Origin of the sequence: Collinsella aerofaciens, assembly GCF_028209625.1 — a bacterium.
In the GTDB taxonomy this organism is placed as follows: domain Bacteria; phylum Actinomycetota; class Coriobacteriia; order Coriobacteriales; family Coriobacteriaceae; genus Collinsella; species Collinsella aerofaciens_AM.
In genome coordinates this window covers 83,932-98,399 of record NZ_JAQLDU010000001.1, presented here as the reverse complement: position 1 = coordinate 98,399, position 14,468 = coordinate 83,932, and the positions used below count along the sequence as shown (strand labels likewise).

General features: G+C 60.9%; 15 protein-coding genes. 14 read left to right on the top strand and 1 reads right to left on the bottom strand.

Annotated features, from left to right (window positions below; translation table 11 throughout):
• Positions 1 to 7 precede the first annotated feature (7 nt).
• From alaS to PMW70_RS00345, 14 genes are all read left to right on the top strand, one after another.
• A complete protein-coding gene (gene alaS, locus PMW70_RS00410) occupies positions 8 to 2,665 on the top strand; it encodes an alanine--tRNA ligase (RefSeq protein WP_271743539.1) in 2,658 nt (885 codons plus the stop codon).
• Between the two features lie 17 nt (positions 2,666 to 2,682).
• Complete coding sequence (ruvX, locus tag PMW70_RS00405) at positions 2,683 to 3,111, top strand: Holliday junction resolvase RuvX (protein ID WP_271743538.1); 429 nt, start codon at positions 2,683 to 2,685, stop codon at positions 3,109 to 3,111.
• Positions 3,104 to 4,537 (top strand): endolytic transglycosylase MltG, encoded by a 1,434-nt coding sequence (gene mltG, locus PMW70_RS00400; protein WP_271743537.1) that lies wholly within the window; start codon positions 3,104 to 3,106, stop codon positions 4,535 to 4,537. The genes ruvX and mltG overlap by 8 nt, the downstream gene beginning before the upstream one ends.
• 1 nt (position 4,538) lies before the next feature.
• Positions 4,539 to 5,036, top strand: coding sequence for a YqeG family HAD IIIA-type phosphatase (locus PMW70_RS00395; RefSeq protein ID WP_271743536.1), 498 nt, complete (start codon positions 4,539 to 4,541; stop codon positions 5,034 to 5,036).
• Between the two features lie 8 nt (positions 5,037 to 5,044).
• Complete coding sequence (locus tag PMW70_RS00390) at positions 5,045 to 5,578, top strand: shikimate kinase (RefSeq protein ID WP_271743535.1); 534 nt, start codon at positions 5,045 to 5,047, stop codon at positions 5,576 to 5,578.
• The gene (locus PMW70_RS00385; protein WP_271743534.1) at positions 5,575 to 6,684 is read left to right on the top strand and encodes a hypothetical protein; all 1,110 of its coding nucleotides are present in this window, start codon (positions 5,575 to 5,577) and stop codon (positions 6,682 to 6,684) included. Before PMW70_RS00390 ends, PMW70_RS00385 begins: the two co-directional genes overlap by 4 nt.
• Positions 6,685 to 6,816: 132 nt before the next feature.
• A complete protein-coding gene (locus tag PMW70_RS00380; protein WP_117637706.1) occupies positions 6,817 to 7,947 on the top strand; it encodes a M24 family metallopeptidase in 1,131 nt (376 codons plus the stop codon).
• 159 nt (positions 7,948 to 8,106) lie between these two features.
• On the top strand, positions 8,107 to 8,670 hold the full coding sequence (gene efp / locus PMW70_RS00375; protein ID WP_006233983.1) for an elongation factor P: 564 nt from the start codon (positions 8,107 to 8,109) through the stop codon (positions 8,668 to 8,670).
• Positions 8,671 to 8,694: 24 nt separating this feature from the next.
• Positions 8,695 to 9,057, top strand: coding sequence for an Asp23/Gls24 family envelope stress response protein (locus PMW70_RS00370; RefSeq protein ID WP_271743533.1), 363 nt, complete (start codon positions 8,695 to 8,697; stop codon positions 9,055 to 9,057).
• 3 nt (positions 9,058 to 9,060) lie between these two features.
• A complete protein-coding gene (gene nusB / locus PMW70_RS00365; RefSeq protein ID WP_271743532.1) occupies positions 9,061 to 9,645 on the top strand; it encodes a transcription antitermination factor NusB in 585 nt (194 codons plus the stop codon).
• A 2-nt stretch (positions 9,646 to 9,647) separates the two neighbouring features.
• On the top strand, positions 9,648 to 9,887 hold the full coding sequence (locus tag PMW70_RS00360; protein WP_006233978.1) for an exodeoxyribonuclease VII small subunit: 240 nt from the start codon (positions 9,648 to 9,650) through the stop codon (positions 9,885 to 9,887).
• A 35-nt stretch (positions 9,888 to 9,922) separates the two neighbouring features.
• A complete protein-coding gene (locus PMW70_RS00355; protein WP_271743654.1) occupies positions 9,923 to 10,726 on the top strand; it encodes a TlyA family RNA methyltransferase in 804 nt (267 codons plus the stop codon).
• On the top strand, positions 10,723 to 11,583 hold the full coding sequence (locus PMW70_RS00350) for an NAD(+)/NADH kinase (RefSeq protein WP_055250448.1): 861 nt from the start codon (positions 10,723 to 10,725) through the stop codon (positions 11,581 to 11,583). Before PMW70_RS00355 ends, PMW70_RS00350 begins: the two co-directional genes overlap by 4 nt.
• A complete protein-coding gene (locus PMW70_RS00345; RefSeq protein ID WP_271743531.1) occupies positions 11,573 to 13,201 on the top strand; it encodes a DNA repair protein RecN in 1,629 nt (542 codons plus the stop codon). Before PMW70_RS00350 ends, PMW70_RS00345 begins: the two co-directional genes overlap by 11 nt.
• Before the next feature lie 220 nt (positions 13,202 to 13,421).
• Here the strand turns inward: PMW70_RS00345 and PMW70_RS00340 are convergent, their stop codons facing one another.
• On the bottom strand, positions 13,422 to 14,279 hold the full coding sequence (locus PMW70_RS00340) for a MurR/RpiR family transcriptional regulator (protein ID WP_271743530.1): 858 nt from the start codon (positions 14,277 to 14,279) through the stop codon (positions 13,422 to 13,424).
• Positions 14,280 to 14,468 lie beyond the last annotated feature (189 nt).

The window sequence follows — 14,468 nt, the reverse complement described above, 5'->3', positions numbered from 1 at the left end:
TCCCTCTATGAGTGCTGACTACCCGTCAATGACTACGGCCGAGATTCGCTCCAAGTTCCTCAACTTCTTTGAGGAGCGCGGTCTTAAGCTCTATCCTTCTTCGTCCCTCGTCCCCGACGATCCTTCGCTGCTGCTTGCCAACGCCGGCATGAACCAGTTTAAGGAGTACTACCAGGGCAAGAAGACCATGAAGGAGATCGGCGCGATCTCCTGCCAGAAGTGCGTCCGCACCAACGACATCGACTGCATCGGCGAGGACGGCCGTCACCTGTCCTTCTTTGAGATGCTCGGCGACTTCTCCTTTGGCGGCGTCTCCAAGCAGCAGGCCTGCGCTTGGGCCTTTGAGCTCATCACCAAGGAGTTCAAGCTTCCGCTCGACCGCCTGTACTTTACCGTCTTTACCGAGGACGACGAGACCCACGACGTGTGGCGCTCTCTGGGCGTTGCCGAGGATCACATCTCCCGCCTGGGCGAGGACGACAACTTCTGGGCCGCTGGCCCCACCGGCCCCTGCGGTCCGTGCTCCGAGATCTACTTTGACATGGGCGAGGAGGTCGGTTGCGGCAGCCCCGACTGCAAGCCTGGCTGCGACTGCGACCGCTTCCTTGAGTTCTGGAACCTCGTGTTTACCCAGTACGACCGCCAGGAGGACGGCTCCATGCCGGAGCTGCCGCACCGCAACCTCGATACGGGCATGGGTCTGGAGCGCATGGCCGCCATCATGCAGCACAAGACCGCTAACTACGACGGCGATCTGATGCAGCACCTCATCAAGCTGGGCGAGAAGATCAGCGGCAAGACCTATGACGCCGACGATTACTCCGGCGCCAGCCGCTCCCTGCGCATCATCGCCGACCACTCCCGTGCCGTCGACTTTATGATCTCCGACGGCATCCTGCCCGGCAACGAGGGTCGCGAGTACGTCCTTCGCCGCCTGCTCCGTCGTGCCGTGTTCCACGGTCGTCTGCTGGGCATCGAGGGCGCCTTCCTGACCAAGTTTATCGACGAGGTCAACGCTCAGATGGGCGAGGCTTATCCCGAGCTGCTCAAGAACGTCGCGCTCGTTAAGGGTATTGTCGCCTCCGAGGAGGAGCGCTTCTCCACGACGCTCGACAACGGCCGCGTCTACCTGGACGAGGCCCTGGCCGCGCTCGCCGACGGCGCTGTCCTTTCGGGCGATGTTGCCTTTAAGCTTCACGACACCTTTGGTTTCCCCATTGATCTGACTGTCGAGATCGCCGGCGCCGCCGGTCACGACGTCGATATGGACGGCTTCACCGCTTGCATGGAGGACCAGAAGGCCCGCGCCCGCGCCAACGCCAAGGGCGATGCCTGGGGCAGCTTCAATGACGTGTGGGTCGAGCTTTCGGACAAGGTCGCTGCGACCGAGTTCGACGGCTATGACAACGACGTCATCGAGGGCGCCAAGGTTGTCGCTATCGTGCGCAACGGTGAGTCCGTTGAGTCCGCTGCCGCTGGCGAGGATGTCGAGGTCGTGCTCGACCACACTCCGTTCTATGCCGAGATGGGCGGCCAGCAGGGTGACGCCGGTGAGCTTTCCGCCGAGGGCGTTGCAGTGACCATTTCCGATACCAAGAACCACAACGGCCTGTATGCTCACGTTGCCCACGTCGCCGAGGGTACGCTGACCGTCGGTGCTACCGTGACCGCCGTGCTCGACGCCGAGCGCCGTGGCTTCCTGCGTCGCAACCACACCGCCACGCACCTGCTCGACGCCGCGCTTAAGCAGGTCCTGGGCGAGCATGTCTCCCAGGCTGGCTCGCTGGTGACGCCCGCGCACCTGCGCTTTGACTTCACGCACTTCGAGGCCCTGTCCTCTGAGCAGCTCAAGGCTGTCGAGGACCTGGTCAACCAGCAGATCTTCGCCTCCAAGCCGGTCGTTACCCGCGTCATGGGCATCGACGAGGCCAAGGCCGCCGGTGCTGTCGCCCTGTTTGGCGAGAAGTATGGTGACGTCGTCCGCGTTGTCTCCGTGGGCGCTGAGGATCAGCCGTTCTCCCGTGAGCTCTGCGGTGGTACCCATGCCGCCAACACCGCCGAGATCGGCCTGTTCAAGATCATTTCCGAGTCCTCCACGGGTTCCAACGTCCGCCGTATCGAGGCCGTGACCTCTAAGGGTGCTCTCGACTACATGGCCGACCGCCTGGCACTCGTCGACGCCGCTGCCGCTGCGCTCAAGTGCCGCGTCGACGAGGTTCCCGCCCGCGTGGAGAACCTGCAGGCCGAGCTGCGCGAGACTTCCAACAAGCTCAAGAAGGCGCTGACCGGTGGCTCCTCCGATGCTATCTCCAGCGCCATCGAGGGCGCCGTCGAGCTCGACGGCTACAAGCTCGTCGTCGCTGAGCTCCAGGGCCTTGAGGCTGCCGACCTGCGAAACGTCTGGGATACCGTGCACCAGAAGGTCGCCGGTCCTGTCGCCTGCGTCGTCGCCAGCGTGACCGAGAAGGGCACCCCGGCCCTGCTCGCCGCCGGCTCTGATGACGCCGTCAAGGCCGGTTTCCACGCCGGTAACGTGATCAAGCAGATCGCGGGCCTGGTCGACGGTTGCGGTGGCGGCCGTCCCAACATGGCCCAGGCCGGTGGCAAGAACGCCGCTGGCATCGCCGATGCCCTCGCGGCCGCTAAGACCGCGCTCGGCGCCTAAGAATCTAGGTAGTCGCTGTGGTCGCGCTCGCGCTGGACATAGGGGAGACCAGGATCGGCATCGCCGTCTCGAGCCGTGATGGCAAGATGGCGATGCCCGTCAAGGTGCTCCCGGCCGCCGAAGTCACCGGTGTGGCCAAGACGTTCCGCTATCTGGTCGAGGACTATGAGCCCGACATTCTGGTAAGCGGACGTCCCCTGACCATGGCCGGTGAGCCCGGCCCCCAGGCCGAGCGCGTTGCCGCCGTGGCGCAAAAGATTGCCCAAGAGCTCGATCTTCCGCTTGAGTTTGAGGACGAGCGTCTGTCCTCGCAAGAGGCAAAGCGTATCCTGCGCGAGCAGGGGCTCAATGAAAAGCAAATGAGGGGCAAGGTCGACATGATCGCCGCCAGCCTGTTTTTGCAGACGTGGCTCGATCGTAAAAACGAGGAGGTTTCGCATGCCTAGTGCTTCCGATCCGCGCCAGCCGAATCGTACACGTCAGCCGGCGTCGCGCCCTGGCCAGCCTGGCCAGCGTCCGGCACAGCCGACGCAGCGCGCAGCTCAGCCTGCCGCGCGCCCGGTGCAGTCCTCCTCTCGCTCGGCCCAGCCTGTTCAACGGGCGGGTCAGCAGCCTTCTGTTCGTTCGGTTCAGCATCCGGCTTCTCACGCGGCTCAGCAGCCCACTGCTCGTACGACCCAGCCTGCAAGCGGTACCCGCTTTAAGCAGCAGGCACCTACCCAGCGAACGCAGGCCCCCCAATCGCATTCGCATCACGCTCGCGGCTCGCATGGCGTTGCTCCGGCGACCCGCTCGAGCTACAACACGCATGCTCGTCGCGGTGTCCAAAAGAAGAGTTCTCCGGTTCCCATGATTATCGGCGTTGTGGTGGCGGTGCTCGCGCTTGCTGCGATCGCTTTCTTTGTCGTGCCTGCCGTCAAGGGCTTCTTTGCCGGTGAGGATACGAAGGTCACGGCTGGTCAGCAGGTTACGGTGACCATTCCCGACGGTGCTTCGGGTGATGCGATCGCCTCGATTCTCTCCGAGAACCACATCGTCGAAAATCCCAAGGATTACTACGCGGCGGTGAAAAAGCTCAACGCCGATATGTCGCTCAAGCCTGGTACTTATTCGTTCACCACACTCATGGATGCGACCAAGGTTGTTCAGCAGCTCATGGAAGGCCCCAACGCGGGCTCCAATGCGCTGACTATCCCTGAGGGTCTGACAGTCGATCAAGTCGCCGACCGCGTGGCCCAGGCCTACGACAGCATCTCTATGGAAGACTTCCTCAACCAGGCCAAGGCCTCCAACTACGTGGACGACTATAGCTTCCTTAAGGGCGCCGCCAACGACTCGCTCGAGGGTTTCTTGTTCCCCAAGACCTATTCGTTGGGTGATTCGCCGACGGCCGATGACGTGATTCGTGCCATGCTCGATCAGTTTAAGACTGAGTACAAGTCGCTTGACTTTGCGAGCTGCGAAGCCAAGATCAAGGAGCGCTACGGTGTGGAGATGTCCGACTACGACATCGTTAACTTGGCCTCGATCGTTGAGCGCGAGGGCCTCAACGCCGATCAACGTGCGCACGTGGCCTCGGTCTTCTACAACCGCCTTGCCGGCAAGCTCGACGGTCTGCGCTATCTCAACAGCGATGCGACCATGATGTATGTCACCGGTGGCGAGGTTACCGCCGACGACCTGCAGAGCGATAGCCCGTATAACACCTATAAGCACGAGGGCCTGCCACCCACGCCCATCTGCTCTCCGTCGCTCGAGGCACTCAAGGCCACGCTTGAGCCGACCGACTCCGATGACCTGTATTTCTACATTACGCAGGACGAGGAGTACTTCTCGCAAACCTACGAAGAGCATCAACAGTCTTGGAATTAGCATGAGGATTTTTAGCCCCAAACGATACGTTGCCTCGGTCGATCGCATCGACCTTGATACCCTGTGGGCCGACGGCAAACGCGCCATTCTGCTCGATCGCGATAACACTCTGGTGCCGCGCGACACCGAGCAGGTTCCCGCTGCGGTTTCCGCTTGGCTCGACGCCGCCCGCGTCATAGGCTTTAAGCTGTGCATGGTGTCCAACAACTGGCATCGCGATCAGGTCATGAGCTCTGCACGCGAGCTGGGACTCGAGGCCATCAGCCACGCCATGAAGCCCGCTCCGTTTGCCTTGAAGGCGGGTCTTAAGCGCCTCGGCGCCACGGCAGACGAGGCGGTGCTGATCGGCGATCAGCTGTACACGGACGTGTGGAGCGGTAACTTTGCCGGCGTTGACACTATTCTGGTCAAGCCGCAGGCAACCCTGGACCTGTGGTACACGCAGATCTTCCGTATCTTTGAGCGCCGGGCCCTGCGCGACCTTCCCTGCGAGGAATAGGTTTCGCCATGTCTCAGCACATCAAACACGGCTGCGACCATATTTTCTTTATCGGCTTTTTGGGCGCGGGCAAGTCGACGCTCGCGCGTAACGTGGGCACTATGTTCAAGCGTCGATTCATCGATACCGATCGCTTGGTTGTGCGTCGATGTGGCAAGTCGGTGACCGAGATATTTGAGACCGAGGGCGAGGATCGTTTTCGCGAGCTCGAGACCTCGGCACTCCGTTCGCTTCAAAGCGAGCGCAGCCTGCTGGTGTCGTGCGGGGGTGGCATCGTCGAGACGCCGGTGAACATTGAACTGATGCACGAGATGGGTACATGCGTGTACCTCGAAGGCGACTTTGAGGACTCGATGCGCCAGATTCGCCGGTCCGATACCCGACCCGATTTTCGTTCGCCCGAGCATGCTGCGCGTCTGTTTGAGCATCGCCGTCCGCTGTATCGCCAGGCCGCCGATATTACCCTTGATATTCGCAACAAGTCCTTCGAGGACGTTTCCTACCTTTGTGCCGAGATGCTTTTGGAGCGTGGACTGCTATGATTCGCCGCCAACTTATCAATTTCCAAAACCGCAGTGTCGATGTCCGCGTCGGATTGGGCGCGTTCGAGGAGCTGTCGCGCATGTTTGCCTCGGCTGTGGGCAAGCCTAAGCGCGCGATGGTGGTTTGGAACGACGCGACATCCGAGCGTTTTGGCGAGGCTGTCGAGCATGCGCTGGTCGACGCCGGTTTTGCCGTGTCGCTGCTCGTCCTCGAGGTTTCTTCTGCCGGTGCTACGCTGGCCGATGCCGATACCGTCTTTGGCGCCCTTTCGGCTAACGGCATTACTTGCGACGATCTCGTTGTCGCTGTCGGCGACACGGCGACCTGCTCTGTCGTTAGCTGGTGTGCTAATCAGTGGTGCGGTCGCACCGAGTACGCCTTGCTGCCGACGACGTTCGACGCCATGCTCACGGTCGCGACGACTATGAAGCCGCTTCTCGCCTCGTCAGCGAATGCGCTTCCCGCTATCGCGTTCCGTCCCGAGCCGGGCTTGGTCGTGTGTGACCTCGACCTTGTTCGCGCGGCGGACCCCGAGGACCTCAAGCTCGGCTATGCGGTACTTGTTGGCACCATGCTTTCGAGCAGCAAATCCCGCTGGAATCAGTTTACTGAGACCGTCCCCGAGATTCTCGCGGGTGAGGAGGTCGCGCTCGTCAATGCCGTTCAGTGGTCTCAGACTGCACGTAAGGACGTACTGATGGCCACGAACCCGAGCGCTCGCCATGCGCTCGATTTTGGCAAGACGGGGGAGCGTGCCCTGCGCGCTTGCTTGGGCGATGCCGCTTCGCAGGTCCCTGCCTACCAGCTGTTGTCCGAGGGCATGCGCTTTGAGGCGCGCCTAGCACATGATGCCTGTGACTTTGATATCGATTACGTCTTTGAGGTCGATGACTGCCTGGAGGACTTTGGTATCGAGGAGCTTGCCTTCGATCTGGAGCCTGCCGCATATATCGAGGAGTTCCGCAGGCAGCAGTTTGTCCGTTCGAACCGCAGCGTGTTGCCGCTGCCCGCGGCGCTCGGCGCCATTCGTCTAACGAGCGTTGAGGACGAGGTTCTCGACCGCCATGCTCACGCATACTTGGCTTCTCGCAACGAACTTCTCTAGGATTTTATTGACATCCATCGTCTTTCGTATCATGTTGAGGGGCGGGTTTCCAATCGGTTGCGAATCGCTCGCGATTCCGTACGTTGATTGAGCCCGTCCCGTCTTTATGAAGACAACAAGAAAGGAATCTGCATGTCTGAGTTTGCTGCCGGTCCTGCCGGTCGTATCGAACGTGTCCGTGCCCTGATGGTTGAGCGCGGCTACGACGCTATCGTGGTGCGCGACGAGGCCAACCTTCGTTGGCTTACGGGCGTCAAGGGCGTCTTCGATTACACCTTCGAGTTCCCGCACGCTGCGTTTATTACGGCTGACCAGTGCCTGTTCCATACCGACTCGCGCTATCTCAACAGCTTTGAGGAGAACACTCCCGCCGGCAGCCCCTGGGTCTACGACATGGACGAGGGCACCATCCCCGGCTGGGTTGCCGGCAAGATCGCGGCCAACAAGTGCCGCGTCTGCGCTGTCGAGGACGACATGCAGATCAATTTCTACCAGGGTATTCAGCGTGGCCTGGAGGACCGCTCCGTTGCCTGCATGCTGCCGCTGATGCATGACGACATCCGTAAGATGCGCGCCATCAAGGACGCCGAGGAGATCGAGCTCATGCGCCACGCGCAGTCGATCACCGACGCCGCCTTCCAGCACATGCTCGGCTATATTAAGCCCGGTATGACTGAGAAACAGGTCCGCAACGAGCTCGAGAACTTTATGTTCGCTAACGGTGCCGATAGCCTAGCCTTTGGTTCCATCGTCGCGAGCGGTCCCAACACCGCCAACCCGCATGCCGTCCCGAGCGACCGCGTGATCGAGAAGGGCGACTTCGTTCTCATGGATTATGGCGCGGGCTACTGCGACTATCGCTCCGATATGACGCGTACCGTCGTGATGGGCGAGCCCACGCAAGAACAGCTCGACCTGTACGCGCTCGTGCGCCGTACGCACGAGGAGTGCGTCGCCGCCATCCATCCGGGCGTCGAGGGCAATGACATTTTCAAGCTTTCCAAGAAGATCATTGGCGATGCCGGCTATGGCGATTACTACAACCATGGTCTGGGCCACGGCGTGGGCATTGACATCCACGAGCTGCCCAACTTCAACCGCAGCAAGAATATCATCGAGGTCGGCTCGGTTATCACCATGGAGCCCGGCGTCTACCTGCCCGGCGTGGGCGGCGTGCGTCTGGAGGACTACGGCGTGGTCACCGAGAACGGCTACGAGCCCTTCACCAAGACGCCGCATGACCTTCACGTCATCGATTGCTAGCTCATTTCGATAGATTTTTGGGGTGGGACGTCCGGATCGATTCGGACGCCCCGCGTTCTCTTTTTATGCGCTCGCTGCAGGCGCCGTCTGCAAGTGTATAATTTCGGTCGTATGTAATTTGGACGCCTGTGCGTTCTGCCCATAAGAAGAAAGGTCGCTATGCCTACCATTTCTACCGCCGACTTCAAGAACGGCCTCGGTCTCCGTATTAAGGACAAGGTTTATACCATCGTCGAGTTCCAGCACGTCAAGCCGGGCAAGGGTGGTGCTTTTGTGCGCTACAAGACTCGCGATATCAAGAGCGGTCGTGTCGTTGAGAACACCTGCAACGCCGGCACCAAGTTCGAGAGCGTCATGCTCACCACCCGTGAGTTCCAGTACCTCTACAACGACGGCACCGACTACATCTTCATGGACAACGAGTCCTACGAGCAGGTTCCCGTTCCCGAGGACATGGTGGGCGAGAACTCCAAGTGGCTGCGTGAGAACGACATCTGCCAGCTGCTCTTCGCCGACGACGAGCTCATGGGCGTGACCCCGCCGATGTTCATCGAGACCACCATCGTCCAGACCGACCCGGGCTTTAAGGGCGACACCGTCCAGGGTTCCACCAAGCCGGCCACGATCGACACCGGCGCTGTCATCCAGGTCCCCATGTACCTCAACGAGGGCGAGGTCATTAAGGTTGACACCCGCGACGGCAAGTTCGTCTCCCGCGTCTAGCAACCAACTCTTCTAGGAGGACTCATGCCCCAGGAAATCAAGATTGACGGCATCGGCATTTCACCCGATGTTCTGACCGCCATCGTCTCGCGCGCCGTGTCGGATGTCGAGGGCATCGCCTCCGTTGGCGTCAAGGACCTTGCCACCAACCTTGTCTCCATGATGTTCTCGTCCAAGGCCCCGGCTTCCGAGCCGGCGGTCGAGGCCGAGGTCGTCGGCGACAAGCTCGCACTCACCGTGCGTGTCGTGGTGTTCTTTGGCTATCCGTTCAAGAAACTCGCCGAGGCCGTTCGCGCCGCCGTGGTCACCGCCATCGATGCCCAGGTGGGCGTTGAGGTCGAGCGCGTTGACGTTTGCATCGACGGCCTCGTTTTCCCCAAGGAGTAACCTTTGAGCCTTAAGGTTTATCGCGGGCGCACGCTTGCCCGCAGTCAAGCGCTGCAGCTGCTGTTCCAGGCCGAGGCCACGGACAGCCCGCTCGAGCGCGTCCTCGAGGGCGATTTCCTGATCTCGAAGGGTCCCCTCGACCCCTATGCGCTGGAGCTGTGCCGCGGTGCTTACGAGCATATCGACCGCATTGACTGCGCTCTGCGCTCCGTTGCCAAGAACTGGGATCTTATGCGCATGCCCGGCGCCGACCGCAACCTGCTGCGTATCGCCGTCTATGAGATGCGTTTCCTCACCGACGAGGAGGTCTCGGACGCCATCGTGATCAACGAGGCCGTCGAGCTTGCCAAGGCCTATGGCACCGACCAGTCCGCGTCGTTCGTCAACGGCGTGCTGGGCAAGATCGCTCGCAGTGAAGAGCTGCCGGGCGAGGATCTGTACCAGGAGCTTCTGGCCGAAGATCGCGCTCGCGAGGAGGCCCAGGCTGCCGAGGCTGCCGCTAAGGTTGCGGTTGCCCAGGCTGAGGCTGGTGTGCTGGCCGAGGATGCGGACGCTGCTGAGGCCGTCGTCGACTCCGTCGAGGAGTAGTCATGCCAGAGGGTTCTGTCCGCAACTTTGACGAGATTTCGGACCGTCTGGACCAGATTATCGCTACCGTTCGCTCCAAGGATACCTCCTTGGAGCGTTCACTCGATCTTTTTGACGAAGCGATTGAGCTGGGCTCCCGCGCGGTCGATATGGTCGACAAGTTTGAGTTGACGCCGCGTGAGGCCGATAAGCTCGAGCAGGAATACGATGAGGATGCGGCAAACGAATCCCAGGATAGCTAGGCCGCATCTCCGGATACGAATGGTTGATGGCATTCATGAAACGCGTGCGTCTCGATGACGAACTGATTTCACAGGGCATCTGCGCTGATCGCGCGGATGCCCTTCGCACTCTTATGGCCGGCTTGGTCTCGAGTGGCGGCGAGCGCTTGACTTCGCCGGGCCTTAAGGTGACCCCTGGCCTGCCGCTGCACGTGAAGGGGCGCATTCCCTATGTTGGCCGCGGCGGGCTTAAGCTCGAAGGCGCGCTCGATGCGTTTGGCATCAATCCGACGGGCCATGCCTGTCTGGATGTGGGCTGCTCTACCGGCGGCTTTACCGATTGCCTGCTCAAGCGCGGAGCTGCGACCGTTGTCTCGGTGGACGTGGGCCGTGCCCAGTTTGATTGGTCGTTGCGTCAGGACGATCGCGTGACGCTGCATGAGCGCACAAACGTGACGCAGCTGCCTGAGCTTGGCTATGCCGGCGCCATCGACCTGACTGTGTGTGATGTCTCGTTTACCAGCATCGCGAATATCATCGACGCCGTGCTGGCGTGCCTGAAGCCTTCGGGTTCGTTCTGCACGCTCGTAAAGCCCCAGTTTGAGGCGCCGGCTGCGCTGGTGGGCGAGGGCGGTATCGTGACCGACCCCGCCGTCCGCCGCGATACGCTCGTGGCGGCGATTGAGCTTTTTGCCGCCAAGGGCCTGTTCCCGCTTGACGTGTGCGTGTCGCCCATCCATGGCGCTAAAGGCAACGTTGAGTTTTTCTTGTACGGCACAAGGTTTGTCCCCGGGGAGCGCGCCGACGATGAGCTGCAATCCCAGGTATCGGCTTTGAGCGAGAAAGCTGCAACGCTATGAAGGTCTTTCTGGTTCCCAATTACTACAAGCAAGAGGCGGTCGAGAGCGGCCTGATGCTCGAGCTTTGGCTTTCGCGCCAGGGCTACGAGGTCGCATGGGCGGCCGATCAGCGATCGAAGATTCAAAGCACGCCTGATATTGACGGCTCAGATCTGGTCATTACACTCGGCGGCGACGGTACGTTGCTGCGCGCTGCCCGCATCCTCAACCATCGCGAGATTCCTATCCTTGGTCTTTCCTATGGTCACCTGGGCTTTTTAACTGCTGCGAGCCCCGAGGAGCGCGACATTCTGCAGGTCGTGAGCGATGCTCTGTCCGGCGAGCTCCACGTGAGCCGCCGCGCCACCATCGCCGCGGATATCGTGTCCGTGCGCGAAGACGGCACGAAGGATGTCGTGCGCACGTTTGCCCTCAACGATATGGCACTTACGCGCGGTCCCCTGTCCGATATGGTTGAGTTTGACATCACGGTGTCTGGCCATCATATTGATCGCCTGCGCGGCGATGGTGTGGTCGTATCGACGGCGACCGGCTCCACCGGCTACGCGCTTTCCGCCGGCGGCCCCATCGTCAGCCCCGATTACACGGGTATGGTCTGTGTGCCCATCGCCCCGCATACCATTCAGGCTCGCGCTTTTTTGACCTCGCCGAGTGATGTCGTCGAGATCTTTATGTCCGATGATCGCCCGAGTGTGCCGGCCATTGCCATCGACGGACAGTTTATTACCTGCGACGGCACGGTTGAGAGCGTGGCTGTGCGCCGTGGTCCCGGCGATGTACTGCTGCTGGATTACGGTCCCGAAAGCTTCTATAACTCGGTGAGCCGCGTGTTCTATGGAGTGCGCCATGATCGATGAGCTGCAGGTTTCCAATATCGCGCTCATTCGCGAGGCGACGTTGGTTCCGAGTTCGGGTCTAACGGTTTTGACTGGCGAGACTGGTGCCGGTAAGACCGCGCTGCTTTCGGCGCTCAAGCTCATCTTGGGCGAGCGCGCGGATTCGTCGACCGTGCGTGAGGGCGAGGCGCTTGCGAGCGTCGAGGCGCGTCTGTTCGATGGCCCGCGCGACGCGGAGGGCTTCACCGTGCAGCGCAGCCTTTCTGCCGAGGGCCGCAGCCGCGTCAAGATTGATGGTCGCATTGCCAGCGTGCGCGAGCTTTCCGAGCGCGTCGGCGTGATGATGGATCTTTGCGGTCAGCACGAGCACCAGCGCCTCCTCGATCCGGCACATCATGTTGCCATGGTCGATGCCTGGGCTGGTCGCTCTGCGTTCGAGGCGCTGGAAAAGTACCGTGCCTGCTTTAAGGCGTCGCGTGCGGCTGCCAAGGAGGTCCGTCGCGTAGAGGAGGCGTCGCGTGCGCAGGGGAGTCGCGTCGAGGAGGCGCGCTTCGCCCTGGAGCGTATCGCCGAGGTCGACCCCAAGCCGGGTGAGTATGAGGAGCTCGAGGAGCTGCTGCCGCGCTCCGAGCATGCCGAAGTGCTGGTGGCGACGGCCAGCGATGCCCATGCATCGCTTACTGCCGAAGGGGGAGCGCTCGATGCCGTGAACGGCGCCGTGGCAGAACTGTCGCGCATGGCGACCGTCGATCGCAAACTGGGTGACATCGCCGACGCACTTTCGGATGCCTGCATCTCACTCGAGGATTGCGCCAACGAGCTGCGTGCTTATCGCGATGGCGTTGCGTTCGATCCTCGCGACCTCGCTCGCATGCGCGAGCGGTATTCCGACCTTAAGGGACTTCTGCGGCAGTGGGGTCCCACCATGGACGATGTATTTGCCATGCGTGACCACTCGCGGGAGTTGTTATCGCTGGTGGACGATGGTGACGAGCAGATTAGGAAGGCACGCGAGGCGCTCGGCGCGGCGGAGCACGAACTGTTCGCCGCTGCCAAGGCGCTTAAGCGCGCACGCAATACGGCAGCCCCGCGTTTTTGTCACGAGGTGGGTCGTCAGATGGCACGCCTGGAAATGGGCGGCGCTGAGCTGGTCTGGGAGTCCCGCGATCTCCCTCGCGCTGAGTGGACACCCGCGGGCCCTTCGAGCTACGAGCTTCTGTATCGCAGCGGTGCCGGATTGACGCCGCGCCCTCTGCGCCGCATTGCCTCGGGCGGCGAGCTCAGTCGCGTTATGCTGGCGAGCAAGGTGGTCTTGGGTAATGCTGACGGCGTCGACACACTGGTATTTGACGAGGTCGATGCCGGTGTCGGTGGTTCCACGGCTCGTGCTCTTGCTGGTGTGCTGGCCGATCTTGCCGCCACGCATCAGGTCATCGTCGTAACCCACCTTGCGCAGGTCGCCGTCATGGCCGACAAGCATTACGTGGTCAGTAAAGAGCCCGGCGACGTTCCTCAGACGCATCTGGACGAGGTGACTGGGGACGCCCGTACCGCAGAGATCGCTCGAATGCTGAGCGGCGATCAATCGGAGGCAAGCGTAGCGCACGCCAGGCAGATGCTTGCGGAGGCGCGTGCCTAGGCCGAGCCGCCACATGCATGTTCAACCCGGCCGCCACGAAACGGGTCCATCTACTACGTTTGGTAGGGCATCGGCAACCACGCCAAGAATTGCAAAAAGAAAACCGCAGGTAGAACGCCTGCGGTTTTCTCTATTTTGGGTGTATGGTTGGCGGTTGCGGTTAAAACGTAGTAGATGGGCGTGTTTCCTGACGAGAGGCGTCTATCGGCTCCCAATTTACCTACTCAACGACCTTATCCGGCTGGATGAGCTCCTCGTAGTAGCTGATATGCTCACGCGCGTTTTCAATCTCGGGCAGCAGGAAGTTGTAGATGACTTCGATGATCATCGTGGCGCTGATCTTGGAGAACGCAAAGTCGCCCGTCGTCAGTAGCGCTTCGTGGTTGACGGTATTAAAAGTGTAGTCTGCCAGACGCGCGAGCGGGGATTTGCTGTCGCTGCTGATGACGACTACGGTTGCGCCGCAGTTGCGAGCCGCTTTTGCCATGCGATTCAGTCGGCGCGATTTGCCGGAGTTTGAGATGAGCACGATGACGTCACCCGGGCGTAACGTGAGCGCAAAGCCAATTGATGTCTCGCTAATGGTGCTCGCCATGCAGCGCAGGCCCAGCTGCGAAAACTTAAACGTCGCATCGAGCGCGACCGCGTTGGTATTGCCCACAGCCGCAAACTCAATAACCCCTGCATGCTTAAGGGCATGCACAACAGCCGCCAGCGTATCGTGGTCGATCCCGTCGATGGTCGCATTAAGCTCGCTCACCTTGGCAGCCAGGATGTTCTTGAGGCTCTGCTCCATATTGTCGAGCGAGACCTCGTCAGTCAGGCCCTCGTTGCGCTGGCTTTCCAAATCCCTCGCCAGGGAAAACTGAAAGCTGCGGAAGCTGCCAAAGCCAAGCTTGCGGCAGAAGCGCGAAACGGTCGCCTCGGACGTGGCGGCGGCGCGTGAGAGCTGAGCGGCCGTGAGGCGCGGCGCCTCGGACTGGTGCTCCAATATATAGTCGACAATGCGCTGCTCTGACTCGCTGTATCCCTGATGGGTACTAATGAGGGAAAGTGCGCTCTTGCTACTATCGGTCATGGATGGCTCCTGGTTGGCATGATAATCGGACTCGTTTTGTAATGTCATAGTATAGGGGGATTTTCAATTACAAGATACACCTTGCCGTTTCAAGTGTTGATGGTAAACTTTCACCTACCGTTTACGGTTATGAAAGAACCTTTCACCGGAGAATTGCGCCTTGTCTCTTCTCACGCGGACGGTAGGTTG

Coding starts and splice junctions, on each gene's coding strand:
- mltG (WP_271743537.1), top strand. CDS start 3,104: ATGCCTAGTGCTTCCGATCCGCGCCAGCCGAATCGTACACGTCAGCCG.
- PMW70_RS00390 (WP_271743535.1), top strand. CDS start 5,045: ATGTCTCAGCACATCAAACACGGCTGCGACCATATTTTCTTTATCGGC.
- PMW70_RS00355 (WP_271743654.1), top strand. CDS start 9,923: ATGAAACGCGTGCGTCTCGATGACGAACTGATTTCACAGGGCATCTGC.
- efp (WP_006233983.1), top strand. CDS start 8,107: ATGCCTACCATTTCTACCGCCGACTTCAAGAACGGCCTCGGTCTCCGT.
- PMW70_RS00345 (WP_271743531.1), top strand. CDS start 11,573: ATGATCGATGAGCTGCAGGTTTCCAATATCGCGCTCATTCGCGAGGCG.
- PMW70_RS00395 (WP_271743536.1), top strand. CDS start 4,539: ATGAGGATTTTTAGCCCCAAACGATACGTTGCCTCGGTCGATCGCATC.
- PMW70_RS00370 (WP_271743533.1), top strand. CDS start 8,695: ATGCCCCAGGAAATCAAGATTGACGGCATCGGCATTTCACCCGATGTT.
- PMW70_RS00350 (WP_055250448.1), top strand. CDS start 10,723: ATGAAGGTCTTTCTGGTTCCCAATTACTACAAGCAAGAGGCGGTCGAG.
- alaS (WP_271743539.1), top strand. CDS start 8: ATGAGTGCTGACTACCCGTCAATGACTACGGCCGAGATTCGCTCCAAG.
- PMW70_RS00385 (WP_271743534.1), top strand. CDS start 5,575: ATGATTCGCCGCCAACTTATCAATTTCCAAAACCGCAGTGTCGATGTC.
- PMW70_RS00380 (WP_117637706.1), top strand. CDS start 6,817: ATGTCTGAGTTTGCTGCCGGTCCTGCCGGTCGTATCGAACGTGTCCGT.
- PMW70_RS00340 (WP_271743530.1), bottom strand. CDS start 14,279: ATGACCGATAGTAGCAAGAGCGCACTTTCCCTCATTAGTACCCATCAG.
- PMW70_RS00360 (WP_006233978.1), top strand. CDS start 9,648: ATGCCAGAGGGTTCTGTCCGCAACTTTGACGAGATTTCGGACCGTCTG.